The sequence below is a fragment of the Polaribacter sp. NJDZ03 genome, assembly GCF_019263805.1.
Taxonomy (GTDB): domain Bacteria; phylum Bacteroidota; class Bacteroidia; order Flavobacteriales; family Flavobacteriaceae; genus Polaribacter.
In genome coordinates, this window is sequence record NZ_CP079195.1 from 2,211,756 (window position 1) to 2,238,603 (window position 26,848).

Genomic DNA, 26,848 nt, shown 5'->3' on the forward strand with positions numbered 1-26,848 from the left:
TTATTTTTTAAAATGAAACTTGAACTCCGAATAAGAATGATTTTGGTTGTGGATATCTTCCATAATCTACACCTGATGTTAATTCTGGATCTAATCCACTATAATCTGTTATAGTAATTAAGTTTTGCCCACTTACATACAACCTAAGTTTAGAAAGGTAACCTTTTAACAACTCGCTAGGAACTGTATAACCCAAATTAATGTTTTTTAACCTGGTGTAAGAACCATCCTCAATAAATCTATCTGATACTGCAAAGTTTTCTGTAGATCCACCAAATCTTGGTGTTGTAGTTGTTAAATTACCAGGAGTCCAACTATCTAACAAAACAGGGCTTCCATTAAATACTCTACGAGCACCACCTTCTAAATCATATCTAATGGTATTATAAACATCAACTCCTTGTACACCAGTAATAAATAAACTAGCATCAAAGTTTTTATAATTAGCACTTAAATTTAAACCATAAGTAAAATCTGCAAGTCCATTTCCTAACACAGTTCTATCATCAGCATTAATCTGTCCATCACCATTTATATCTTTATATCTTATATCTCCTGGTTTAATATCTGTTTGACCCGTATTTGCAGAAAAAACAGCATCTACTTCTCCTTGGTTTTGATAAATACCATCACTAATATAACCATAAAAATGGTCTATCGCTTCTCCCTGTTGAATGTTTGTAACGTTAACTGCAGCATCTTGCAGAAAATTTCTAGGAATTTCATTTACCCCTAAAATTAACACTTTATTAGTACTAGAACCAATATTAAAATTAGCAGACCAAGTCAAATCACCTTCATTATCATTATATCCTAAAATTGCTTCAAAACCTTTAGTTTCTACAGAACCAATATTTGATGTAATGTTACCAGCATGAGAACCAGAAGATAATGGCGTTGGTAAACTCACTAATAAATCATCACTTCTGTTGTTAAAATATTCTAAACTTGCTGTAAATTTATTATTAAGTATACCTACATCAAGACCTATATTTAAATTCGTTTTTTCCTCCCATTTTAAATCTGGGTTAGAACCACCATCTTGGGTAAAACCTGGTGCAAAAGAATCTCCTACAGGATATTCAAAACCACCAACAAGTGTAGCAGAGTATTGGTAATCTCCAATAGCATCGTTACCACTAATACCGTAACTAGATCTTAATTTTAAATTATTAATATTACTATCATCTCCAAAAAATTCTTCTTCAGAAATTACCCACCCTAAAGATACTGCTGGAAAAGTACCCCAACGATTGTTTTCTCCAAATCTAGAAGAAGCATCTCTTCTTACAGAAGCAGAGAAAATATATTTAGTATCATAATTATAGTTTAATCGTGCTAAATAACCTAACCTAGTTGTTTTGTTATTATTACTTCCAATAGTTTGAGAATCTGGTCCAAACTGCTGTACCTCATCAGTAACAAGGTTTCTTGCACTACCACCAAAACCTAAATAAGTGTTTTCTGTTTTTTCTACTAAAGCTAAAAACTCAACATTGTGCTTTTCTGCAAATGTTTTTTCGTAGTTTAAACTGTTTGTAAAAACCAATCCTTGACCGTAAGCTACACCTGCATTAAAAGAAGCAAAGTCTTGTGCATGCGTATTACTAGCATCATCAGAATAAATAGGTACAAAAGTACTATTTCTACTATTAAAATAATCTAAACCTATTTGAGTTCTAAATTTAAGACCTTCTAAAATGTCATATTCACCATACAAACTACCAATAACTCCTATATTATGGGTACTAAATGTTGGAAGTGTTTGAATTCTAATAGGATTCTCTGCATTTTGGCTATCACCAACATTATCTGGTCCTTGAAAACCACCTTTATTATCAGGATTATATACCGGTAAAAATGGAACTGAATTTACAGCATGTGTTATTAACGTTCTACCACCCCCCATTTGTTCTCCTTTAGACTTACTTAATGATATAGACATTGTTTGTCCAAACTTTAACTTTCCTAAAGTATAAGAACTGTTTGCTCTAAAAGAATAACGATCGAAACCTGTATTAACAATTGTACCTTCTTGTTTTAAATATTCTGCTGAAAAATATTGTGTACTATTTTCTGTTCCTTTAGAATAATCTAATTTATAATCTTGTATTAAACCAACTTGAAATAGTGCATCTTGCCAATCTGTATCGTTTTCAAATATTGCTGCAGGTCTGTCTGGAAAAACATTGTTATTAGCAGCAAATTTTAAATACTGAGCAGTATTCATAAGATTATACCTGTTAGTAACTGTCTGAGCACCTGTATATGAAGAGAAATTTAAGGTTCCTCTACCTTTTTTTCCACTTTTTGTAGTTACTAAAACTACACCATTAGAACCTCTTGCTCCATATAATGCAGTAGTAGAAGCGTCTTTTAATATAGACACGTTTTCTATATCTGAAGGGCTAATTCCAGAAAGATCTCCTACAATTACACCATCAATAACAAATAAAGGACTATTGTTACCAAAAGTACCTAAACCTCTAATTAAAACTTGAGGACTAGATCCTGGTGCTCCTGAATTAACAATAGTTACACCTGCAGCTCTACCTTGTAAAGCTTGTTCTGCATTTGCTACTGGTAATGAGGCCATTTCTGCCGCATCTACTGTTGCAATGGCACCTGTAACTGTTTTTCTACTTTGTTTACCATAAGCTACTACAACTATTTCATCAAGACTTTCTAAAGATGCTATTAAAACAACATCAATATTTGTTTTATCTCCAACTAAAATAGTTTGACCAGTCATACCAATGTATGCAAAGACTAACTCATCTGTAGGCGAAATATTGTCAATCTTAAAAAGACCATCAAAGTCTGTTTGTACTCCTTTTTGTGTTCCATTTACTACTACACTAACACCAGGTAATAATTCTCCCATGGCATCTTTTACTGTTCCGCTAACAGTCTTAGATTGTGAAAACAGACTCTGAGTACATATCATAACTAATGCTATGATAGCGATTTTCATTTTTATCATTTTGAATAATTTAAATTTATTGAACTTGAACTTTAGTGATTAACACATTCTTTTCTGATGACAACTTTACATCTGGTTGTTTGCCACCAATACTAATATTCATCATTCCAGATTCTATTACTTTTTTTCCTTCTTCAGATATTCTTGCATATTTTGTAGCAGGAATTTTAAATGTTATTGTTTTAGTTTCATTCGCTTTTATAAGCACTTTCTTAAAGTCTACCAAACTTCTTATTGGATTGTTTTTAATTGTATCGTTCTCATGTGTAACATAACATTGTACAACTTCTTCTCCAGAATATTTACTGTTATTTTTCACATCAACCGAAATAATAAAATCCTCATTTTTAGCAATCTTCTCTGATATTTCTAAATTTGAATACTCAAAATTAGCATAACTTAAACCATGGCCAAAAGAAAATAAAGGCTCTCCTTTAAAGTATCTATACGTTCTGTTTTCCATGTTGTAATTTTTAAAATCTGGTAAATCTTTTACAGATTTATAAAAAGTTACTGGTAGTTTCCCAGATGGGTTATAATCTCCAAAAAGAATATCTGCAATTGCTCTACCACCAAATTCACCAGGATACCATGATTCTAAAATAGCAGGAACATTTTCTGCAGTCCAATTAATAGCCAAAGCACTTCCATTCATTAAAACAACAATTGTTGGCTTGCCTAATTTCTGAATGCTTTTAACTAATTCTAACTGTGTTTTTGGTAGTGTAATTTTAGATCTATCTCCTTTATCAAAACCTTCTATAACAACAGACATTTCTTCGCCCTCTATTTCTGGTGTTAATCCTAAACAAAGAATTACTACTTCAGATTTTTTTGCAGCTTCTAATGCTGGCGATAATAAGTCTTCATTTAATTTTGCCCAAACTAAATGTGCTTGAGGGTCTGATAGTGTATTATTATATTCTATTCTTATTTTATAAGCTTCTTTTGCTTTTAATTTTGCATCAAAATATTCTAATTTTGGCTCATATTCTGCACTGTATTCAAACTTTAAAGAATCATTGATATACAGCTTTGCATAGCTACTTGCTTTTAAACCAATTCTATAATCTCCAGATTCTTCTGGCACAATTTCTCCTGACCATCTTACTGAAAAATCATCCGATTTTAAATCTTTAATAGGTCTAATAGGCGTCCAAATAAAGTCTACAGTAGCATCGTTTCTAACCAATACCGGCTCTCCTTCTAAATTACTATTGCTGTAATACTCTGCTTTAAGACCTAAACCATTTTCATTTTTTAAAACCTCATTAGGTATTGCTTTTAAGCTTGGCCATTCTTTTGCAATGTAAGAACCTAAGGCATAATTAATAGTTGTGTTTGGTAATTTCTCTTGTAATCCTTTTAACGGTGTAATAAAGTTCTTTGGCGTTCCGTGATAATTACCTAACAATGCTTGTTTAGAGTCTGCATTTGGACCAATTACTGCAATCGATTTTATACTTTTACTTAAAGGCAATATATTATTGTCATTTTTTAACAACACCATAGATTCTTTGGCTATTTGTTCTGACAATTTATAATGCTTATCACTTGCAACAACACTGTATGGTATTTTAGACCATTTAACATTGTTTTGGTCATCAAACATTCCTAATTTAAAACGAGCAGAAAATAATCTTATCAAAGCAATATCTAATTCTTCTTCGTTTATTAACTGCTTTAAAACTGCTTCATTTAAGTTAGGGTCATATGCACTACCACAATTTAAATCGGTACCACTTGTTACTGCCATTGCAGCTGCTTCTTCTGGTGTTTTTACAACAGCATGTTTGTCTTCTTCCCAAAAATCATTTATTGCCCAACAGTCTGAAACTACATATCCACTAAACCCCCAATCTTCTCTTAATATTTTTTGAAGTAATAAATCACTACCACAACAAGGTTTATCATTATACCTATTATAAGCACACATTACAGAATGTACTTTTGCTTCTTTTACAGCAGCTTCAAAAGCTGGTAAATAGGTTTCGTACAAATCTTTTTTAGTAGTTACATAATTATCTTGATGTCTCGATTTTTCTGGTCCACTATGAACTGCAAAATGTTTTGCTGTTGCAACCACTTTTAAATGCTTTTCATCATCACCTTGTAAACCTTTTATATAGTTTACTCCTATTCTACTTGTTAAAAAAGGATCTTCTCCATAAGTTTCTTGTCCTCTTCCCCAACGTGGATCTCTAAAAATATTAATGTTCGGAGTCCAGAAAGTAAGACCTTGTCCCATTCTTCTTTTTCCTTCACTAATAAATTTATGATGTTTTGCTCTTGCTTCATCAGAAACAACAGTTCCCATATTAAAAATTAAATCTGGGTTCCAGGTTGCTCCCATACCTATTGCTTGCGGAAAAACAGTTGCTTCACCAGCTCTACCAACTCCATGTAAACATTCGTTCCACCAATTATATTCTGGCACCCCTAATCTTTCTATTGCGGGTGCATCATATCTCATTTGAGATATTTTTTCAGTCAATGTCATTAGACTAATTAAATCTGTTGCTCTTTCTTCTGTTGATAGAGATTCATTTTGAAATTTAAATCCTGTCTTTTCTTTACTACATGAAAAAACAAGAAATAATGAAAGGAAGCAGATCTTAAAAGCGCTTCTAGATTTTAATTTATTGGTATTCATTTTACTTTTATTCAATATCATTAATTAAAGGTTAAGATTAGTAACAGTATTAAAATACCCATAATAAATATTTCTAAAATAATATTTCTTATAGGATATTTTTCTGCACAACGAACTCATACAACTATTCAAATATAGAAAGTTGATGTATTTTTGAATAAAAAAAAGAATGCATACGATGTTAATTTTGGCTCTTTATAGGGTAAAATAGCACAAACACTGTATCCATTAGCTTTTGGTAGCTAATTTTACATTCAAGAAAAAAAGGAAAGAGTTATTCTTTTTCTTTGATAACAACCTCGGTTGGAAGCTTTCCAAAATGTGCTTTGAAACATTTTGTAAAATAAGATGCAGAAGAAAAACCAACTTTAAAACCTACCTCGCTTACAAATGCAGAACCTGTTTCTAATATTTGATATGCTCTTTCTAATCTAATTCTTCTTAACAGTTCATTTGGAGTTTGACCTGTTAGAGATTTTATTTTTCTGTATGATTGACTTTTACTTAAGTTTAATTCATTAGCTAATTCTTCTACACTTAAACTAGAGTTACTAATATTTTCACCGATGTAAGCCAAAACTTTATTAATAAATTTTTTATCTATAGAAGTAGCATTCGTGTTCTCTTTGGCGCCACTAACTTCACTAAAGTATTTATCAAAAATTAATTTTCTACTAGTAATTAACTGAGATAGTCTTAAAGTAAGCAAACGCATATCAAATGGCTTGGTCATATAAGCATCAGAGCCATGTTCTATTCCTTCAATACGATCATCAATTCTTGCTTTTGCAGTAAGCATTAATAAAGGAATATGACTTGTTTTAACATCTGTTTTAATACGTCTACAAAACTCAAAACCATCCATTTCTGGCATAATAACATCTGTTAAAATAACATCTGGAAAAGATACTTCTGCAATTTTTAATCCCTCTAAACCATTATTTGCAACTAAAACTTTATAGGTTTTACTTAATTCTGTTTTTAAGTAGTTTCTTAATTCTGTATTATCTTCTACAACAAGAATCGTATACTTTTTAGAGGTTGTTTTTTCAGCTTCTTCTTCCTCTTCTGTCTCAGAAATTTTATTTTCTGGAATAAAGTTTAGTTCTTTTTTAGGAAGATCTATTTCTGCTTTAAAACTCTTAATTTCATCTTTAGAAAAATGCTCTTTTCCTTTTGGTAAAATTATTCTAAAGGTAGTACCTTCATCTATTTTACTAGTTACCTCTATTTTACCTTTATGTAAATTAACAAAACTACTAACTACTTCTAATCCTATACCTGTACCGCCATAGTATGTTTTATTAAGACTTTCTACTTGATAAAATCTTTCAAATATTTTATCAACCTGATCTTCTTCTAACCCTTTTCCTGTATCAGATATTACAATTTCTACTACTTTTACAGCTTTGGTAGATGAAATAAGTGGTAAAATATAATCTTCATCATTGTCTATTAAATTTACATTGATTACCCCATTATCTGGAGTCACTTTCATTGCATTGGACAAAATATTGAAAATAATTTTCTCAAGCATGTTCTGATCTGCCCATGTTTTTATTAATGATACCTCTGTATCTAAAGTCAAAAATATATTTCTAGTTAAAGCTTCTTCTTTAAAGAAAAGCACAATATTCTTGGTAAAATCTACCAAATTTAATTCTGATGCTCTTACTCTTACTTTATCAAATTCTAACTTTCTTAAATCCATTAGCTCATTTATAAGCCTAAACAATCTATCAGAATTTCTATAAATAGTATTGTGTTTAGATTTAACTATTTCTGGTAAATTTAAAGTCTTATCCATCATCATATCCTTTAAAGGATTTAATATCAAGGTTAAGGGAGTTCTAAATTCGTGAGAAATATTTGTAAAAAATTGTAATTTATTTTTATTTAAAATCTCTTGATGAATTCTTTGAGTTCTCTCATTTTTAATGAGTTCTTTTTCTTTTAATCTATTTTTTGTTATTTTATTTAAAAGTAGAACTCCTAACCCAAAAAGTAATACATAAAATACGGAAGCCAACTTAGATTTCCACCAAGGTGGTAATATTGTAATTTTTAATTCTAATGGTTTTTCGTTCCAAAGGCCATCGTTATTTGCCGCTTTTAACTTAAAAACATAATCTCCGTAATCTAAATTGGTATAAGTAGCACTTCTTTGATTGCCTACATAATTCCAAGATTTTTCTAACCCTTCTAAATAATAAGCATATTGGTTTTTCTCTGGTCTTGTGTAGTTAATACCTGTATATTGTATGGTAAATACAGACTGCTCATGATTAAACTCTATACTTGATGTTTCTGTAATAATTTTTGTAAGTGGTGAGTTTTTTTCATTAGGATGTACGTCTTCATTAAATATCTTTAAACCCGTTAAATAAAGAGAAGGTACGCTAGAATTTGTACTTAAGTCTTTTGGGTTAAAATAATCTACTCCTTTATAATTTCCAAAATAAAGTTTTCCTTCTTTATCTCTATATACTGCATTAAAATTAAAATCATCAGATAATAAACCATCATTCATGGTATAATTAACAACTTCATTTGTTTTTAAATCTAATTTTGTAATTCCTGTATTGCCACTTAACCAAATATCCCCTTTTCTATCTTCAATAATACTTGCAATATTTTCTTCCTTTAGTCCAGAAAACGTATTAAACCATTTAAATTCGTCTGTTTTTTTATCATACCTACACAATCCAGCTCCTCTTGTACCAATCCAAAGATAATTATCTGTACTTTCATATAAGGATAATATGTGGGTAGAACTTCTTTGGTTATTGTTAGAGTTAGCCATTGGCTTCACAAAAGACTTTACACTTAATATGCCTTGGTTATTTTGTATCTTAAAAAGGCCAATAGTTGTTCCTAACCAAATAGAACCATCACTATCTACCAATATTTTTCTAACATCACTTGTATTTATACCATGCTTTGCAAATTCTGGTAAATTATAGTGTGTTAAAACCTGTGTTTTAGGGTTAAAACTATAAACACCTGTATAAAAAGTACCGATCCAAATAATACCATTTTTATCTTCAGTAATACTTAAAATGGCATTAGACAATAATTTTCCGTTAGAATTTTGGATGTTAATATTAGTAAAGTTTTTAGACCCATCTTTTAAGATGTAAATTCCATTATCCCAACTTCCTGCCCAAATATTCTTTTTACTATCAATAAAAATAGTTTGAATGTGATTACTTGTAAGCCCTTTATATGTTTTATTATTACCTTTATTAATATGGTCTACTTTAGATGTATTGATATCAAAAACATCAATACCTCCACCATCCATAGTAATCCATAATTTATCATTGGTATCTTTTACAATACCAGTAACGGATCCTATCTGTAAAGAATTTGGATTATTTTCTAAACTTTCTATGTTATCGAATTTATCAAATAAATGATCGCTTACCACAACACCATTATTGTAATATCCCATCCAAATTCTCTGATTATTATCAACAAATAATGACCAAATTGAATTTGAACGAATACTATTTTTGTCTTTTTTATTGTAGAAGTAATTTTTTATTAAAACTCCATTAGAATCTATGTGAAAAAGGCCATCATTTTCTGAACCAAATAAAATGGTTTTATCGGCTAATTGCACTAAAGATAATATGCGCTTTTCAGTTATAGAAAATTGTGAGGAACCAATAATATTATTTTCTTTAAGTTGATATTTAAAAATCCCTTTAGTATAGCTTCCTGCCCATAAATTATTTTTATCATCTACCAACAAAGTTTCAATAGGTACATCAAAATTTAAAATAGTAGTATCCTCTGCTTTTTTGGGCTTTGAAATTACAGCGTTTAGCGTATCTAATTTTCTTAAGCCTAAACTTGTACCAAGAAATATAGCACCATTTTTATTTTTTTCTATACTATTTATAGCAGGTATACTAGCATCTTTACTAGCTATTCTTTGTATTTTATTTGTTTTTAGATTCAGCTGAAATAAACCATTAAATCGTGTACCAATGTATAGATTATCCTTATGTTCTAGAATACTTAAAACAGAGATATTAGCAGTATCTAAAAGACCAACAGATATTTTTTTAAATTGGTCTAAATCTCTATCATAAAGATTTAAACCATCTTCTGTACCAATCCAAAGATTATTGTTTTTATCTAAGTAAGAAGAAAACACCAAATTACTACTAATTGATGTTGCATCTTCTTGCTTAAACTTATAGGAAGTATAATCAAGACCATCAAATTTATACAAACCAGATCCATTAGTTCCTATCCAAATAAAACCGTAATTATCTTGACTAATTGTATAAATACCTACTTTAGAGATCCCTTCTTTTATCGTTTCAAAATTAAAAATTTGCGTTTTATTTTGTGCTTCAATAGGGGCACAAAAAAATGTGCATAGAGATAAAATAAAAGTAACACACCACTTAAGTTGCATAATTGCGATTTTTAATTTGGTCTAAAGTTACTATTTTTTGAAAGAATAAAACGGTCCATTTTAAAACCATCTTCTCTCATCGAAAAAGACAGTACATATTCACCTGATTTCTCGAAGTTTAAATAAATTGTTTTTTCTGTACCACAATGATTATCGGGCATTCTTTGAGCAGAAGACCAAGTCCACTCATTTTTACCATCGCACCATTGTATTCTAGCTCCACTTTCTTGCCAATTTTCATTAAAACCAACATGTACTCCATTATCTTCTGTCCCTGTAGAGAGTGCATTGACCCAAATATAATATTTTCCTGGATTATTTATTTTTATTTTATAAGAAATAACACCTCCTGTACCAGAAACAGGAAAGAAGTTTTCACCTAAAATAAGAGTATCATCATGTGTAACCCTTGTATCTGGTAATGCTTGAATATAACTATTTTTATTAGCAGATTTACTATAGTTTGCAACACTTATTTTATCATCTAAAGATCTTACAACCCAATTTCTCTTGGTGCTATTATTATTTTTATAGTGATAATTTTCTGCTTCAATTTCTAACATTCCATCTTTTTCTTCAAAAGGTTTAGTATCTGCTAATATTTTTAGTAACGAATAATCTTTAGGAGTAAAAGTAATAGAATTCCATCTTCCTCTAGACCAAGCTGTTTCATTTCCTTCTGGAATTAAACCATTGGTAACCGCTTTAGAGGTTATTTCAATAATATCATTTACATGTAAATAAACAGCATCAACTTGGTGTCTAATGCTTTTAAAAGACTCAGAAACTCTAGGGTTTTTAATAGTATCTAAAGCTGTACCATTAATTTTAATTACATATTCAGATTCTCCATCATTTTCTGCAGTAGTTACAAAAGTAAAATTATAAACACCAGTAACTCCTTTAAATTTAGCAATTGCTGTTGCAAATTTGTTTCTATTATTTACTTCGGATGCTTCAATAGCCAATACGTTGTTTGGAAAATCCTTGTAATACCCAAAACCATCCTTTTCTAATAAATTGAAATCTTGAATAGCATTTAAGCTGATTATTTTTTGCTCAATTTCTTGAGAACCTTCTTCTTCCTTCTTGGTAGATTTAATAAGTGCAACCCAATCTTTATCTTTATTTGGTGGTAAACCTATTGATTTTTCTCCTCCACCTGTAATTCTTTTAATAGAACCATTTACCAATTCTCCTCCAGTTCTTGGGTTGTACCATTTTACAACGTATTTTTTTGTTGAACCAAATAAATTAATTTTTGTTTCTTTTACCTCTGGTAAATAAATAGCATACGTTTTATCATTTTCTACAAAAACATAATCGTCTGGGTTATCTGTTAAGCCATCTGCAGCATGCATTTTATTAAAAGGTAAATACGTATTAAAAAAGTCTAATGCGTGTTTTGTTTGGTTCCAAACAAATTCTCTAGATCGCCAATCTTCACAATTTAAATCATTGTGCGCAAATTTATAACCAAAATACCATTCTACTCCTGCTCCTCCAGCCATTAAATTTCCCCATAAAACTTTATGTCTTATATTATTATGGTTTGGGTCATCTGCATCTGGTTTTGCCCCTGTATCTGCAGGTCCTATTTCATCTTGAGAAACAATCCATTTTTTTCCGGTTAATTGAGATTCATTAATCCATTTTTTAGTGATATTATGAATTGAGTCTGGGTCATTTGTTTGCATAGAAGGTCCATCTAAAAACTCATATCCCAATAAAGGTTCTAAAAACAAATCTTGTTCTTTTGCAATAGAATGTGTATGCAAAGCCACAAAATTCTGATAAGGATCATGTGTTTTAACATAGGTAGCCATCGCTTTTCTATCTGCATCATTTTGTCCTTTTGGAGACCAATGAACAGGTCCATTTTCTTCTCCTAAATTCCACGTAAGTGCTAAGTGATGAGCAAATCTTGCAATTAATTCTCTGTAATATAATTTACGTTGCGTTTTTAACTCGCCAATATCTAATAGTAATTCGTTTTCTGTTTCTTGCGTAACAATATGTAACATTAAACCTAAATTATCCATATGATCAAAGACAATTTCCCATTGATCTAGTTTACTTGTATCAAAACGAGTTCGGTCATTTTTAGTAGCCCAAGGCCAAACATCATCTCCATCTCCTTGTACATTCATTGTTAAAAAAAAGACAGAATTCATTCCTTTAGATGCCAAATAATTTAGTCCTCCAATAATATTTTTCCCTTTTCCGTTTTGCCAAGTTGGATCTCCTTTTTTCCAATCCTTAAAATGTGGTTCATATTTATGAGATGCTGGTGTTTCATCAAACTCATAATATGCCAAGAAGTTTTCTGGACTATTTGCACCACCTTTTAAAAAGGGTTTGTTAGACTCAGAATAATACAGGTAACGTTCGTCTTTATTAATTAATCTACCATCGGTTCTGTTTTTACTGTTTTTTATTATAAAACTTCCTGTTTCATTATCAAAACCAATAGATTCTCCAACTTTTTCATCATCATTTATGGCTATTTCATTTCCTTTTTTAAAAGAAGCTTTGTACGTCCATTCTCCAATTTTATTAGGCATAAAACGCACCTGCCAAACAGCACCTTTTTCAGCACTTGTTTCTGCAGCATTTCCATCTGCAGCAAAAAAACCAGGAACTGTTATTTCTTCATCTCCATTTTTAAAAGTTACATTTAATCTATAATTTAAGAAGGGATTATCTTTATCATTTTCACTAAATTCTTTATAATTAAAGTGAATGGTTACTTTATTCCATTTTTCTAATTTTCCCTCAACTTTTCCTTGAGAAAATAAAGTAAAATTAAAAACGAGTAGTAAAAAATAGAGACTAAAACTTCTTTTGGTTATTGACATAAAATTAAATTTTGAGTTAATATAACTTATTAAAAAAATAAATTTACATTTAAACTAAATTTATAGATAACAAAAAAAGTGCATGAAGTGTTATAGATTGTGCAAAATGTACAATTATCTTATAATTCATGAGATTAATTCTATAATTATTATTGCAAAAAAAAAGGTAAATTCTAAATAGAATTTACCTTTTTATCTTCTTCATAACAATAACCTCAATACTAATTCCCCTTCTTATAATCTTCTAAAAATTGTGCCAATCCACTATCTGTTAAAGGATGTTTTAACAATCCTGTAATAGAAGATAAAGGTCCAGTCATTACATCAGAACCTAATTTTGCACAATTAATAACATGCATTGTATTACGTACAGATGCTGCTAAAATTTGAGATTTAAATCCGTAGTTATCATAAATTAATCTCATTTCTGAAATTAAATTTAATCCATCTGTAGAAATATCATCTAATCTTCCTAAAAACGGAGAAACATAAGTAGCTCCTGCTTTAGCAGCTAATAATGCTTGTCCTGCAGAAAAAATAAGCGTCATATTTGTTTTAATTCCTTTATCAGAAAAATATTTACACGCTTTTACACCATCTGCAATCATTGGTAATTTTACAACAATTTGAGAGTGCAACGCTGCCAACTCTTCTCCTTGTTCAATCATTCCATCATAATCTGTAGCAATTACTTCTGCAGAAACATCTCCTTCTACAATGTCACAGATTTTTTTATAATGGTTTAAAATATTTGCTGCTCCTGTAATTCCTTCTTTTGCCATTAAAGATGGGTTAGTAGTTACACCATCTAAAACTCCTAAAGCTTCTGCTTCTGCAATATCATTAAGATTTGCTGTGTCAATAAAAAATTTCATACGTTTATTTTTATACTGTTTTTAAATATTCTAATACTTGTTGACTTACTTTTTCTCCTGTAAATCCAAATTTATCATCTAAGATGTTTGCCGGTGCTGAATACCCAAAATGATCTAACCCGAACACTTTACCTGCATCTCCAACCAAACCTTCTAAGTTTACTGGTAAACCTGCTGTTAAACCAAATAATGGTTTGTTTTTAGGTATTACACTTTGTTGATATTCTTTAGATTGTAATCTAAAAACTCCTTCAGAAATTACCGAAGCAATATTTACTTTCAATCCGTTTTTAGCTTCTAAAATTTCTGCTGCTGCTACTAAGGTTGCAACTTCAGAACCATTTGCAACTAATACTACATCAGGATTTTCTACTTCTTTTACCAAGTAACCACCTTTTTCAGCAGCTAATGCTTCTTGATATCTTGATGATGCTCCTTTGGTTGGTAAATCTTTAATTCCTTGTCTAGATAAAATTAAACCTGTTGGTGTGTTTTTATTTTCTAAAGCCATTTTCCATGCAACGCTTGTTTCTGCAGAATCTGCAGGACGTAAAGCCATGAAACTTGGGTTTCCACTATGGTTTTTTAATTTTTCTAACAATCTAATTTGTGCTTCTTGCTCTACTGGTTGATGCGTTGGTCCATCTTCTCCAACTCTAAAAGCATCATGCGTCCACACATATTTTACACCTAATTCTTGAATACCACTTAAACGAATCGCTGGTTTCATATAATCTGAAAACACAAAGAAAGTTGCTACTACAGGAATAATCCCTCCGTGTAATGCAATTCCGTTTGCAATACAAGACATCGTTAACTCTGCAACTCCTGCTTGTAAAAATGATCCAGAAAAATCACCTTTTTTAAGTGCGTGTGTTTTCTTTAAGAATCCGTCTGTTTTATCTGAATTCGATAAATCTGCAGAAGAAACAATCATGTTTTCTACCTTTTCTGCTAAATATCCTAATACTCCAGAAGAGGCTGCTCTTGATGCTAAACCTGCTTTATGCTCAATTCCTTCAAAGTCTAATTCTGGTAACTCTCCTGATAAAAAGAAATCTAATTTATCTGAAAGTTCTTTATTAGCATTTTTCCATGCAGAAATTTCTGTTTTCTTTTCAGCTGCTTTTGCTGTTTTTTCTTTTAATAAATTCTGATAAAATGCGCTAACATCTTCATAAATATCAAAAGGGCTTTCTGGGTTTGCATTTAAGTTTAATAGGGTTTTTGTGTAATCTGCACCAGAAGCTCCAATAGGCTGTCCATGTAATTCACATTCGCCTTCAAAAGTTTTATCATCTGCAGTAACACAACCTTTACCCATTATTGTTTTTCCAATAATAAGTGTTGGTTTTTCTGTTTCAGCATTTGCATCTTTTAATGCTTTTCTTATTTCATCATGGTTATGACCATCAATAGTTACCACATTCCAACCCCAAGCTTTGTACTTCATTTCTGTATCTTCAGAAGTAACTTCGTCTGTTGGTGTAGATAATTGAATATCATTAGAATCGTAGAACATAATAAAATTACTTAAGCCTAAATGACCTGCAATTCTACCTGCTCCTTGAGATATTTCTTCTTGCACGCCTCCATCAGAAATAAAACCATAAATTTTATGATCCATCCAATTTCCAAAACGAGCTTTTAAAAAGTTTGCTGCAATTGCTGCACCCACTCCCATAGTATGTCCCTGACCTAAAGGTCCTGATGTATTTTCGATTCCTCTTGCAACATCTACTTCTGGGTGACCTGGTGTAATTGAACCCCATTGTCTAAAGTTAGCAACATCATCTTTCTCATAGTTTCCTAAAAGATAATATTGTGCATACATTAAGGTTGATAAATGCCCCGCATCCATAAAGAAACGGTCTCTAAATGCCCAAGTCATATCTGAAGGATCAAAATTAAAGAATTCTGAATATAAGATGTGCATAAAATCTGCACCTCCCATAGGACCTCCTGGATGTCCTGAATTTGCTTTTTCTACCATGGCAACACATAATGCTCTAATATTATCTGCTGATTGTTGGTCTATTTTTTTGTTCATATTTACTATTTTTATAACACACCTCACAGAGAAACTGCTCCTCAACGAGATTCATTATTATTTTTTTTAATTTGATTTTTTTAAGATTACTTTTTCCAAAGTTTTTCCATCTCTTCTAAGGTTTTCCCTTTTGTTTCTGGAATGTATTTCATAATAAATAACATGGCTAAAACACTCATAATACCATATACCCAATAAGCGAAACCATGATTAAACAATCCTGTTAAATAAGAATTATCATTCATCATAGGGAATGTTAAAGACACTAAATAGTTAGAAATCCATTGTGCTCCAACTGCAATAGCTAAAGCTTTTCCTCTAATTTTATTTGGAAAAATCTCTGCTAATAAAACCCAAGTTACCGGTCCCCAACTCATTGCAAAACTTGCAACATATAACATCATACAAAACAATGCAAAATAGCCTGTTGCACCTAAATAAAATACAAAACCTAAACTTACCATAGCTACTGCCATACCTGCAGCTCCAATAATCATTAATGGTTTTCTACCGTATTTGTCTACTGTTTTTACTGCAACAATAGTAAATAAAAAGTTTACAACACCTACAATAATAGTCATTAACAAGGCACTATCTGTACCAGATGAAATAGTTTTAAAAATTTCTGGAGCGTAATACAATACTACGTTTATACCCACAAATTGTTGAAAAATAGAAAGTAAAACTCCAATGATAATTACTAGCCAACCAAAAGATAAAAGGTTTCCTGATGTTTTTTCATTCATAGAATCTTGTATTTCTGCAAAAACTCTATTACCTTCTTCTTTACCATTTACTTTAATTAAAACATCTAAAGCTTCTGTTGGTTTGTTTCGTAATACTAAAGATCTTGGTGTGTCTGGAACAAAAAATAAAAGTCCTAAAAATAAGCCCGCAGGTATTACTTCTGAAGCAAACATCCATCTCCAACCAACTTCATTTAACCAAGCATCAGAACCACCACCTCTAGAAATAAAATAGTTCACAAAATAAACTACCATAAAACCTCCAACAATTGCTAATTGATTAAAAGAAACCAATTTACCTCTACTTTTTGCAGGAGCAATTTCTGCGATGTATAACGGAGACAACATAGATGCTAAACCTACTCCAATACCTCCAATAATTCTATACACAATAAAAATTGTAGAATATGTATGATCTAATTCTCCTAAAGTTCCAATAAACATTTCTGGCATTGCAGAACCTAAAGCTGAAATTAAAAATAAAATAGCGGCTAAGATTAACCCTTTTTTTCTTCCTAGTTTTTTACTAACTAACCCTCCAAAGATTCCACCAATAATGCAACCAATTAATGCACTTGATACTAAAAATCCTTTAAAAGCACTTGCTGCTGTTTCTGATAATCCTTTTGGAATTACAAAAAAACTATCTAGAGATCCTACAGTTCCTGAAATTACACCGGTATCATAACCAAATAGTAAACCGCCTAAAGTGGCCACTAATGTTAATTTAATAAGATATCCTGAATTAGTTGATTTCACCATAGTTTTCTAGAAGTTAGTTTTTTTAAAGTCTTTTTTTTTAAAACTGAGTTTTAGTAAAAAACCTTTCATATTGTTAAATATGAAAGGTCTCTTTATTCTTATATATATTGATTGATAATATTCTCAAACAATTCTTGCTTACCACTTTGTAATGTTAATTCCCCATTTTCATGAGCAATGTTGTATAAATCTTTAAGATCTAATTTACCAGCTTCAAAGTCTTTTCCTTTTCCTGCATCAAAAGAATTATATCTTTTTTCTCTTAAAGAGTTGTAAGCAGAAGAAGTTAAAATTTTGTCTGCAGTTAACAATGCTCTAGCAAATGTATCTGCTCCACCAATATGTGCATGAAAAACATCATCCATATCTGTAGAGTTTCTTCTAATTTTTGCATCAAAATTAACTCCACCACCTTGTAAGCCTCCAGCTTCAATTAACACTAACATTGCTTCTGTAGCTTCTTGAATGTTGTTTGGAAATTGATCTGTATCCCAACCGTTTTGGTAATCTCCTCTGTTTGCATCAATACTTCCTAACATTCCTGCTTTAGCAGCAACTGCCATTTCGTGTTGCATTGTGTGTTGTGCTAACGTTGCATGGTTTACCTCAATATTCAATTTAAAATCTTGGTCTAAACCATACTCTTTTAAGAATCCAATTGCTGTTGCAGAATCAAAATCATATTGATGTTTTGTTGGCTCCATTGGTTTTGGCTCAATAAAGAAAGTTCCTTTAAAACCTTGTGCTCTTGCATAATCTCTTGCTACGGTTAAGAATTGTCCCATGTGGTCAATTTCACGTCCCATATCTGTGTTTAATAAAGACATGTAACCTTCTCTTCCTCCCCAAAAAACGTAATTTTCTCCGCCTAATTTAATAGTTGCATCTAAAGCTAATTTTACTTGCCCACCTGCTCTTGCAAGTACGTTAAAATCTGGATTTGTAGCAGCACCATTCATATAACGTGGATTAGAAAAACAGTTTGCTGTTCCCCATAATAATTTTACGCCACTTTCTGCTTGCTTACCTTTAATGTAATCTGTAATAGTATCTAATCTTTTTTCTGATTCTGCAAAAGTTCCTGCTTCTTGCACTAAATCGTAATCATGAAAACAGAAATAATCGAAACCTATTTTATTGATAAATTCAAAAGCAGCATCTGCTTTGTCTTTTGCAGCTTGAATAGGGTCTGTAGATTGATCCCAAGGAAAGTTTTGTGTTCCTGGTCCAAAAGGGTCTCCTCCTTGCCCACAGAATGTATGCCAATATGCTATTGAAAACTTAAACCATTCACTCATTGTTTTTCCTGCAACCATTTGGTTTGGGTTGTAGTATTTAAATGCTAATGGATTGTCTGACTCTTTACCTTCGAATTGAATTTTGTTAATTCCTTTAAAATATTCCTTATTCGCCATCTTTAAATGTTATTTAATTGTTTATTCGTGTTATTATGTTATTCGGTTATGTTTGGTAAGCACTACCTTTTTAGGTAACGCCCAAAATTATATTTTTTTATTGATTTTTCAAAACGAGTTCTAATTCTTTTTTCCAATTTTTATAAGCCTCTAAATAAGGCTCTTTATCTTTAAAAGGCATAAAGGTCATTACATGATCATTGTCCATAATTATTTTTCCAAAAGACTCAAAATCACCTTTGTGTAAATTTGCAGCTCTTGCCGCTCCAATAGCTCCGGTTGTATTAAATATTTCTATTTCTTGCTCTATTAAAGTTGCTACCGTATTTGCAAATATATCTGAACGGAATAAATTATCATTTCCTGCTCTAATTACGCTTGGCTTAATTCCGTCTGACTTTAAAATCTCCATACCGTACACAAAAGAGAACGCAATACCCTCTAAAGCAGCTCTACACATGTGCCCTTTATGATGGTTATTTAAATTCATGTTTACAATACGAGTACCAATTTCTGTGTTATTTAGCATACGCTCTGCTCCATTACCAAAAGGAATTAAACAAACACCATCTGAACCTACAGGAATTTCTGAGGCCAAATTATTCATCTCTTCGTAAGAATCTACGGCTAAATTATTTAACAACCAACGGTACTGAATTCCTGCACCATTTATACACAACAATTTACCAATTCTTGCTGCTGCTCCTTTTTGATAATTTACGTGTGCAAAATTGTTTACTCTAGAGCTTTCTTTTGCAGATAAACTATCGGTAATAGCATATACCACTCCAGATGTTCCTCCTGTTGCACCAACTTCTCCTGGGTTAAATACATTTAAAGATAGCGCGTTGTTTGGTTGATCTCCTGCTCTATAATAAATTGGAGTTCCTGCTGCAAGACCACTTTCTAGTTCTCCTTTTTCATCTACTAAAGACTGAACACCAAATGTATCTACAATATCTGGTACTAAAGACTTGTCAATTCCATAATGCTCTAAAAGAAAATCTGCAATAGTATCATTCTTAAAGTCCCAAAAAATCCCTTCTGACAACCCTGAAATAGTGGTATTTATTTTGTTTGAAAATTTATAAGCAATATAATCTCCTGGCAACATAAATTTATGAACCTGATTATAAATATCTGGCTCATTATCTTTAACCCATTTTAATTTTGAAGCTGTAAAATTTGCTGGTGAATTTAATAAATGAGAAGCACATTTTTCTTCTCCAATTTCAGAAAAAGCGGTATTACCTGTTTCAACAGCTCTACTATCACACCAAATAATACTTTTACGAAGTGGATTTCCTTTTTTATCTACTAAAACCAAACCGTGCATTTGATAAGAAATACCAATACCTTTAATTTGGGTTCTACTTATATTATATTCTTTTTTTAGCTTGGTAATTGCGTTGCAAATGTGCAGCCACCAATCATTTGGTTTTTGCTCTGCCCAACCATTTTTTTGAGCAAACATGCCCATCTCTTCTTTAGGCTCTTGCACAACTCCTAAACTTTTTCCCGTTTCTACTTCTACCAAAGCCGCTTTTATAGAAGAACTCCCAATGTCTAATCCTAAATAATACAAACCTTCTTGTTTTAAGTTAAAAAAAATGGCCTAACACAGTGTATAAATCCTAAGCCTTTTATCAAGTAATAAAAATACTTTTAAACCCCATAAGTAAATAACAAAAAACGTGCATGATGTATTATAGAATATGCAAATTGCCCTATTAATAAAAAGAAAGCTTAGATTACCTCTTACAATAGATAGGAATTAGTTTAAAAACCCAAAAATACTAAACCAAATATTTACGCAAACTTTAAAACCATAATATTTCAATTTTATATTAATTTTATTTGCAATACGCTCTTATTTTAATCCTTCCAGTAAAATATTTTTAACTTTTCTGAGAAGGTGGTTTTGAACATGCAGATATGTTACAGAAACTAATTACTTGCTAAAATAAAAAAAAGATATTTAGAATTCTTCAAATACAAATTCTAAGCGATATCTAAATACTAAAAAATTATGCCTAGACCTAATTTTGGTAATACACAAACTTAAAATTCAATAGCAAATCACACTGCTAAAATTTTTGCAGCACTCAATAAAAATAAAAAACTTTTTTTACTGATTTAAAAACCTAAACCATGTACTTTTTTAGCTTATTACGGATCAACACAAAAAGTTGTGGAGTAAAATAAAAAGGAAGAACTTTGACTTTTAAATTACTTCTATTTTGGATACTTCAATTGAGCTTATTAAATTATTACTACCAGAAATACTTGTTAACTATTTTAAACTTACCAAACACGAAGTTAAAAATGAAGAACTCCATTTCTATTTCACTGAGTTAAACACAATTCCTGAAGAATTTAAAACACTTAAATTAAGCTCTAAAGGATTTTTTCCAGAAGCCACTATTCAAGATTTTCCTATTCGAGGTAAAAACGTTTTTCTACATGTTATTAGAAGGCGTTGGATTGATGATAATTCTAAAAAATTAGTGATAAGAGATTGGCAGTTAGTAGCAAAAGGCACTAGAATTACTAGTGAATTTGCTGCTTTTTTAAAACAAATCAGTCTGTAATAATGCTACAAGTACATCTGTTGTAGCAACCTTTTACGGAGTAAGCCCTAGAAACTTACAGAGACAATACAAAGATTATTTAAGTGATTTTAAGCAATGGAACCAAAAACCACATGCTGAACAATGGTTGCTTTTTCCTGAAAATACTGGAAGCTATCTTTCCATAGATGAAACAGCATTTTCTAATGGAGATTTATATACTATCGTGACTAATAAAAATGCGAATGGAAAAAAAGGTGCTTTACTGGCCATGATTAAAGGCACTAAAGCAGAAGATGTTATTAGAATCCTTAATAAAATCTCTTTAAAACAACGAAAAAAAGTAAAAGAAGTAACCTTAGACATGGCAGCAAACATGGGGTTAATCGTTAAAAAATCATTTCCAAAAGCAGTACTAGTTATAGATCGATTTCATGTGCAAAAATTAGCTTTAGATGCTTTGCAAGAAATTAGAATTAAACATCGTTGGGAAGCAATAGATAAAGATAACGACGCCATAGAAAATGCTAGAAACAACTCCTTAAAATATGTTCCTAAACTACTACCAAATGGAGATACTCTAAAACAATTATTAGCTAGAAGTAGATACCTATTGTATAAATCTAGTAACAAATGGACTAACTCCCAACAAGAAAGAGCTGAAATACTTTTTAAAACTTATCCAGATATAGAAAAGGCATACAATTTATGTCAAAACTTATCCTGGATTTACAATCAAACAAAAGATAAAACCGTTGCCTTAACTAGACTTGCTAAATGGGATGAAAATGTAAGACAAGCGAAGTTTAAAAGCTTTAATACCATTGCTAGAACAATGTCTATACATTATCAGAATATACTCAACTATTTTGACAATAGAAGTACAAATGCTTCTGCAGAATCGTTTAATGCTAAAATAAAAGCATTTAGAGCACAATTTAGAGGTGTTAGAAACATCAAATTTTTCCTTTTTAGACTCTCAAATATTTATGCCTAATTTCTAAATCCCACAACTTTTGGACTTGATCCCTTATTACGCTTTTAAAAATAAGAATTTAAACTAAAAAATGAAATTACCCAGGTTAGAGTTGAAAATAAAGAAACGTACAAACCCAACAACAATGAATCAATACAAAAAACGTGTAAAAAAAGAAAACCCTTTTAATCAAATGATTAAAAGGGTTTGCAGTTGGCCTACAAGGACTCGAACCTTGAATGTCGGTACCAAAAACCGGTGTGTTACCAATTACACCATAGGCCAATACTCTAATGCGGGTGCAAATTTAAACCTTTATTTAGAACCTGCAAACATTTTTTAATTTTTTTTACATTTAACAAACATTTATGATGAAATTTCTCCTTTTAAAAGTGAGACTCAACTAATTTAATTCATATTTATTAGTAAATTCGCCACACATTATTAAACAACTATGACATCAGCAAAATTTAAAAAATGGAACATCATCTTAGGATGGGCTACATTTGTAATTGCTTTAATTACTTACTACCTTACACTAGAACCAACAGTAAGCGCTTGGGATTGTGGAGAATACATTTCTACATCCGTTAAATTAGAAGTTGGTCATCCGCCAGGAGCACCTTTATTTCAAATGTTAGGGGCATTTTTTGCCATGTTTACTTCAGATGTTACTCATATTGCTAAAATGGTAAACTTTATGTCTGCACTGGCAAGTGCGTTCACTATTTTATTTATGTTTTGGACAATTTCTAATTTAGCACTAAAACTTGCTTTAAAAACAAGTGAAGCTTCCGAAGGAAAATACATTGCAATTTTAGGAAGTTCAATAGTAGGTGCTTTAGCCTATAATTTTTCAGATAGTTTTTGGTTTAGTGCCGTAGAAGGAGAAGTATACGCAATGTCATCTTTTTTAATGGCTTTATTATTCTGGTTAGGTTTAAAGTGGGAAAGCGAACTACACACAGCTAGAGGAAACAAATGGTTAATTCTTATCAGTTTTGTGGTAGGGTTATCTTTTGGGGTACATATTCTTTCTTTATTAGTTATTCCTGCAATTGTAATGCTGTATTTCTTTAAGACGTATAAAAACATCAACATAAAAACAACTGCAATTGCAACCGTAATTTCTGTACTTGCTTTAATGTTTGTTTTTAAATTCTTATTTCCGTTTACATTAAAATTCTTTAGTGCTTCTGAGTTATTTTTTATAAATACCATAGGAATGCCTTATAACTCTGGAAGTATTATTGCAGCGATTATTTTAGTTGTTTTATTTTACCTAGGGTTAAAATATACTCGTAAGAAAAATAAAATTCATGCAAATACACTAGTTCTTTCTGTAATGTTTATTATGATAGGTTTTTCTTCTTGGATGATGTTACCAATTAGAGCAAACGCCAACACTACTATTAACGAGAACAACCCTTCTAGTGCACGTGAATTATTAGCATATTACGATCGTGAACAATATGGTGATGCAAATGTTTTTTACGACACTTATTACTCAAACTCTTACGACAGAGAACAAGATGCTAAGAACCCTTACAAGGATGATAAGCCAAAATATGAGAAATTAAATGGAAAATACGAGATTGTAAATAACTACGAAGGAGTTGTACCAAACTGGTCTGACAAACACAAAGGTTTTATACCAAGAATGGTAAACCCTGCTTCAGAAAAAATGTATAAATCTATTGCAGGTATTCCACAAAACAGTAAACGTAAACCTACATTTGCAGAGAATATGAAGTTTATGATGAGCTATCAGTTTGGCTATATGTACGGACGATATTTTATGTGGAATTTTGTTGGTAGACAAAACGATATTCAAGGAAACTTAGATGTTTTTAACGGAAACTGGATTAGCGGAATTAATACAATAGATGAAATGAGATTAGGTTCTCAAAAGAACTTACCTTCTCAGGTTTTAGAAAATAAAGGAAGAAATAAATACTACTTTTTACCGTTAATCTTAGGTATTATTGGTTTATTATATCAAATTAAATGGGATAAAGAAAATTTCTTTACACTCCTTTTATTCTTTGCCTTTACAGGGTTTGCTATAATTTTTTACACAAATCCAAAACCTTTTGAACCCAGAGAAAGAGATTATGCGGTTGTAGGTAGTTTTTACATTTTTGCTATCTGGATTGGCTTTGGTGTACTTGCACTATATGAATATCTAAAGAATTTTGGAAATAAAAAAACAATTGCAATTGCAGTTTCTTTAGTTTCTCTTTTAGCAGTACCAACTTTAATGGCTTCTCAAAACTGGGATGATCATGATCGTTCTAACAGATATACAACGCACTTAAATGCACAAGCATATTTAGAAAGTTGTGATGAGAACGCAATTATGTTTACCATTGGAGATAATGATACCTTCCCGCTTTGGTATATGCAAGAAGTAGAAGGCATTAGAACAGATGTAAAATTAGTAAACACTTCTTTATTTGCGACTGCTTGGTATATAGACCAAATGAAACGAGCTACTTATAAAGCAGCTCCTATTCCGTCTCAATTAGAACATGATCAGTATAAATACGGAACTTTAGATGTTGCCTATTCTATGGATCATCCGCGTTTTAAAGATTCTATTATGACTATTAAAAACTTTATGCGTTGGATTGCTTCAGATAGTGATGCAACTTATGTAGAAACAGAAAATGGTCAGAAAGAAAAGTATTATCCTACTAATAAAATTAGAATTCCTGTTAACAAACAAAAAGTATTAGAAAACGGAATTGTAGCCCAAAAAGATGCTGATAAGATTCTGCCTTACATAGACATAACTATTGATGATAGAGCTTTATTTAAGAATAGAATTTTAATGTTAGATATTCTTGCCAATAACAATTGGGAAAGACCAATTTACTTTACAGGTGGCGCAAATGCCGCAGAAGAATACCTTTGGTTAAAAGATTATTTACAATTAGATGGTTTGGCCTATAAATTAGTACCTATTAAAACTCCGATGGCTAAAAAGAGCCCACTTGATATGGGTAGAATTGACACCGAAAAGATGTACACCAATATTCAGAAATGGGATTGGAGAAACATTAACGACGGAAAAATTTATTTAGACGAACAAACCAAAAGAAATTCAATTTCTATGCGTAATAGCTTATTGCGTTTATCTGAAGCTTTTGAAAAAGAAGGAGATACCGCAAAAGCATTAGAACTCTTAGACTTGTCATTAGATAAAATGCCAATTGAAGACTTTGATCATTATAGCCTATCTATGGGGTACCCAGAGTCTTATTATAGATTAAGAGACACTAAAAAGGCAAGAGAAACAGCTAGAACATTGATAGACTTATTTAAAGAAAAATTAATTTGGTTAAGCACATTTTCTACAGAAGATACTCAATTAATTTTTGATGACATAGATACTACGCTTTACATGTACAGAAACATTATTACACAAACAGAAGAAGGCGAAGTTGATAAAGAATATTTAGAGGCATTACAAAATGAATTTATAAATATTGTAAAACTATTTGATCATCTAATTCCGGATGAAGAATAACACCTTTTAAATGAAAAGTTATTTCCCCAGAACGCCACGTTTTATTATGAGATTTTTCTCTAAATATACGTGGCGTTTTCTTTCTGATAAAAAAGAAATTTTTCTCACTTTTGATGACGGACCTACGCATGAAATTACCCAATTTGTTTTAGCCGAATTAAAAAAACACCAAGCAAAAGCAACTTTTTTTTGTATTGGAAAAAACATACAAAATCACCCAGAAATTTTTAGTAAAATTATTACTGATGGACATAGCATTGGTAACCATACCCAAAACCATTTAAATGGTTGGAAAACTGGTAATACAACTTATATTGATAATGTTTTAGAATGCGAAAACAACCTGCAAGTTTTTAAGAACCATGTACATTTAAATACCGCAGAAACATCTAAAGACACCTACAAGGTTATAGAAACCTTGCAGGATAAAGCAAAACTATTTAGACCCCCATACGGTAAGGTTAAAAAATTACAAGCACAAGAATTGATTAAAAAAGGCTACCAAATTATTATGTGGAGTGTTTTATCTGCAGATTTTGATACCTCTATTTCTAATGAAAAGTGTTTAGAGAATGTTTTAAAAAACACGGGATCAGGAAGTATTATTGTTTTTCATGATAGCGTAAAAGCAGCTAAAAGAATGAAATATGCCTTACCAAAAGTGTTGCAGCATTTTTCTGATAAAGGGTTTGTTTTTAAAGCAATATAAAAACGACCAAATGTCATTTCGAAATGGGCTTTTTAGCGATTGAGAAATCTAAGAGTCTATTTTATTAACCGTACAACACCTCTCTAAAAATTTTATGAAAAATAAAATTCACTTGACATGACATTTCGTAAAATTGTATACTTAACTCTTTATTTAAACTACATAGAAAACAAAGTATATTTGGCTTTAAAAGAAGTACGTAAAACTACCAATGTCATTTCTAAATGAGCTTTTTAGCGGTTAAGAAATCTTATAACAGTAAGAATAGCAAAACTGAATGTAATCAA

At 31.0% G+C, this 26,848-nt stretch carries 13 protein-coding genes and 1 tRNA gene; 4 read left to right on the plus strand and 10 right to left on the minus strand.

The genetic code is table 11. The annotated features are described in order from the left end of the window. Positions 1–7 precede the first annotated feature (7 nt). The 9 genes from KV700_RS09405 to KV700_RS09445 form a co-directional block, all read right to left on the minus strand. Positions 8–2,974 carry a TonB-dependent receptor gene (locus KV700_RS09405; RefSeq protein WP_240914569.1) on the minus strand — a complete coding sequence of 989 codons (2,967 nt, stop codon included), beginning with the start codon at positions 2,972–2,974 and terminating at the stop codon, positions 8–10. 25 nt (positions 2,975–2,999) lie between these two features. Continuing rightward, positions 3,000–5,636 (minus strand): glycoside hydrolase family 3 protein, encoded by a 2,637-nt coding sequence (locus KV700_RS09410; protein WP_218597724.1) that lies wholly within the window; start codon positions 5,634–5,636, stop codon positions 3,000–3,002. 274 nt (positions 5,637–5,910) lie between these two features. Continuing rightward, complete coding sequence (locus tag KV700_RS09415) at positions 5,911–10,068, minus strand: two-component regulator propeller domain-containing protein (RefSeq protein ID WP_218597725.1); 4,158 nt, start codon at positions 10,066–10,068, stop codon at positions 5,911–5,913. 11 nt (positions 10,069–10,079) lie between these two features. Beyond that, positions 10,080–12,926, minus strand: coding sequence for a DUF5060 domain-containing protein (locus KV700_RS09420; protein ID WP_218597726.1), 2,847 nt, complete (start codon positions 12,924–12,926; stop codon positions 10,080–10,082). A 221-nt stretch (positions 12,927–13,147) separates the two neighbouring features. Further along, positions 13,148–13,801 carry a fructose-6-phosphate aldolase gene (fsa, locus tag KV700_RS09425; protein WP_166383995.1) on the minus strand — a complete coding sequence of 218 codons (654 nt, stop codon included), beginning with the start codon at positions 13,799–13,801 and terminating at the stop codon, positions 13,148–13,150. Positions 13,802–13,811: 10 nt separating this feature from the next. Then, positions 13,812–15,851 carry a transketolase gene (locus KV700_RS09430; protein WP_166383993.1) on the minus strand — a complete coding sequence of 680 codons (2,040 nt, stop codon included), beginning with the start codon at positions 15,849–15,851 and terminating at the stop codon, positions 13,812–13,814. Between the two features lie 86 nt (positions 15,852–15,937). Then, positions 15,938–17,359, minus strand: coding sequence for a D-xylose transporter XylE (xylE, locus tag KV700_RS09435; RefSeq protein WP_218597727.1), 1,422 nt, complete (start codon positions 17,357–17,359; stop codon positions 15,938–15,940). A 98-nt stretch (positions 17,360–17,457) separates the two neighbouring features. Beyond that, positions 17,458–18,774: a xylose isomerase gene (gene xylA, locus KV700_RS09440; RefSeq protein ID WP_166383990.1), complete on the minus strand. Its 1,317-nt coding sequence runs from the start codon at positions 18,772–18,774 to the stop codon at positions 17,458–17,460. 97 nt (positions 18,775–18,871) lie between these two features. Continuing rightward, entirely contained in the window at positions 18,872–20,359 is a 1,488-nt protein-coding gene (locus tag KV700_RS09445) for a xylulokinase (protein ID WP_166383988.1), read from the minus strand. Positions 20,360–21,014: 655 nt separating this feature from the next. Here KV700_RS09445 and KV700_RS09450 point away from each other — a divergent pair. Continuing rightward, positions 21,015–21,365 (plus strand): transposase, encoded by a 351-nt coding sequence (locus KV700_RS09450; protein WP_218597728.1) that lies wholly within the window; start codon positions 21,015–21,017, stop codon positions 21,363–21,365. Positions 21,366–21,492: 127 nt separating this feature from the next. Then, positions 21,493–22,341 carry a transposase gene (locus KV700_RS09455; protein ID WP_218598260.1) on the plus strand — a complete coding sequence of 283 codons (849 nt, stop codon included), beginning with the start codon at positions 21,493–21,495 and terminating at the stop codon, positions 22,339–22,341. 192 nt (positions 22,342–22,533) lie between these two features. Here the strand turns inward: KV700_RS09455 and KV700_RS09460 are convergent. Further along, positions 22,534–22,605: transfer RNA gene (locus KV700_RS09460), tRNA-Gln, on the minus strand. A 169-nt stretch (positions 22,606–22,774) separates the two neighbouring features. On the opposite strand from KV700_RS09460, the gene KV700_RS09465 reads away from it, so the two are divergent. Both KV700_RS09465 and KV700_RS09470 read left to right on the plus strand, forming a co-directional pair. After that, positions 22,775–25,852: a DUF2723 domain-containing protein gene (locus KV700_RS09465; protein ID WP_218597729.1), complete on the plus strand. Its 3,078-nt coding sequence runs from the start codon at positions 22,775–22,777 to the stop codon at positions 25,850–25,852. A 10-nt stretch (positions 25,853–25,862) separates the two neighbouring features. Beyond that, positions 25,863–26,561, plus strand: a complete 699-nt coding sequence (locus KV700_RS09470) for a polysaccharide deacetylase family protein (RefSeq protein ID WP_218597730.1) — start codon at positions 25,863–25,865, stop codon at positions 26,559–26,561. Positions 26,562–26,848 lie beyond the last annotated feature (287 nt).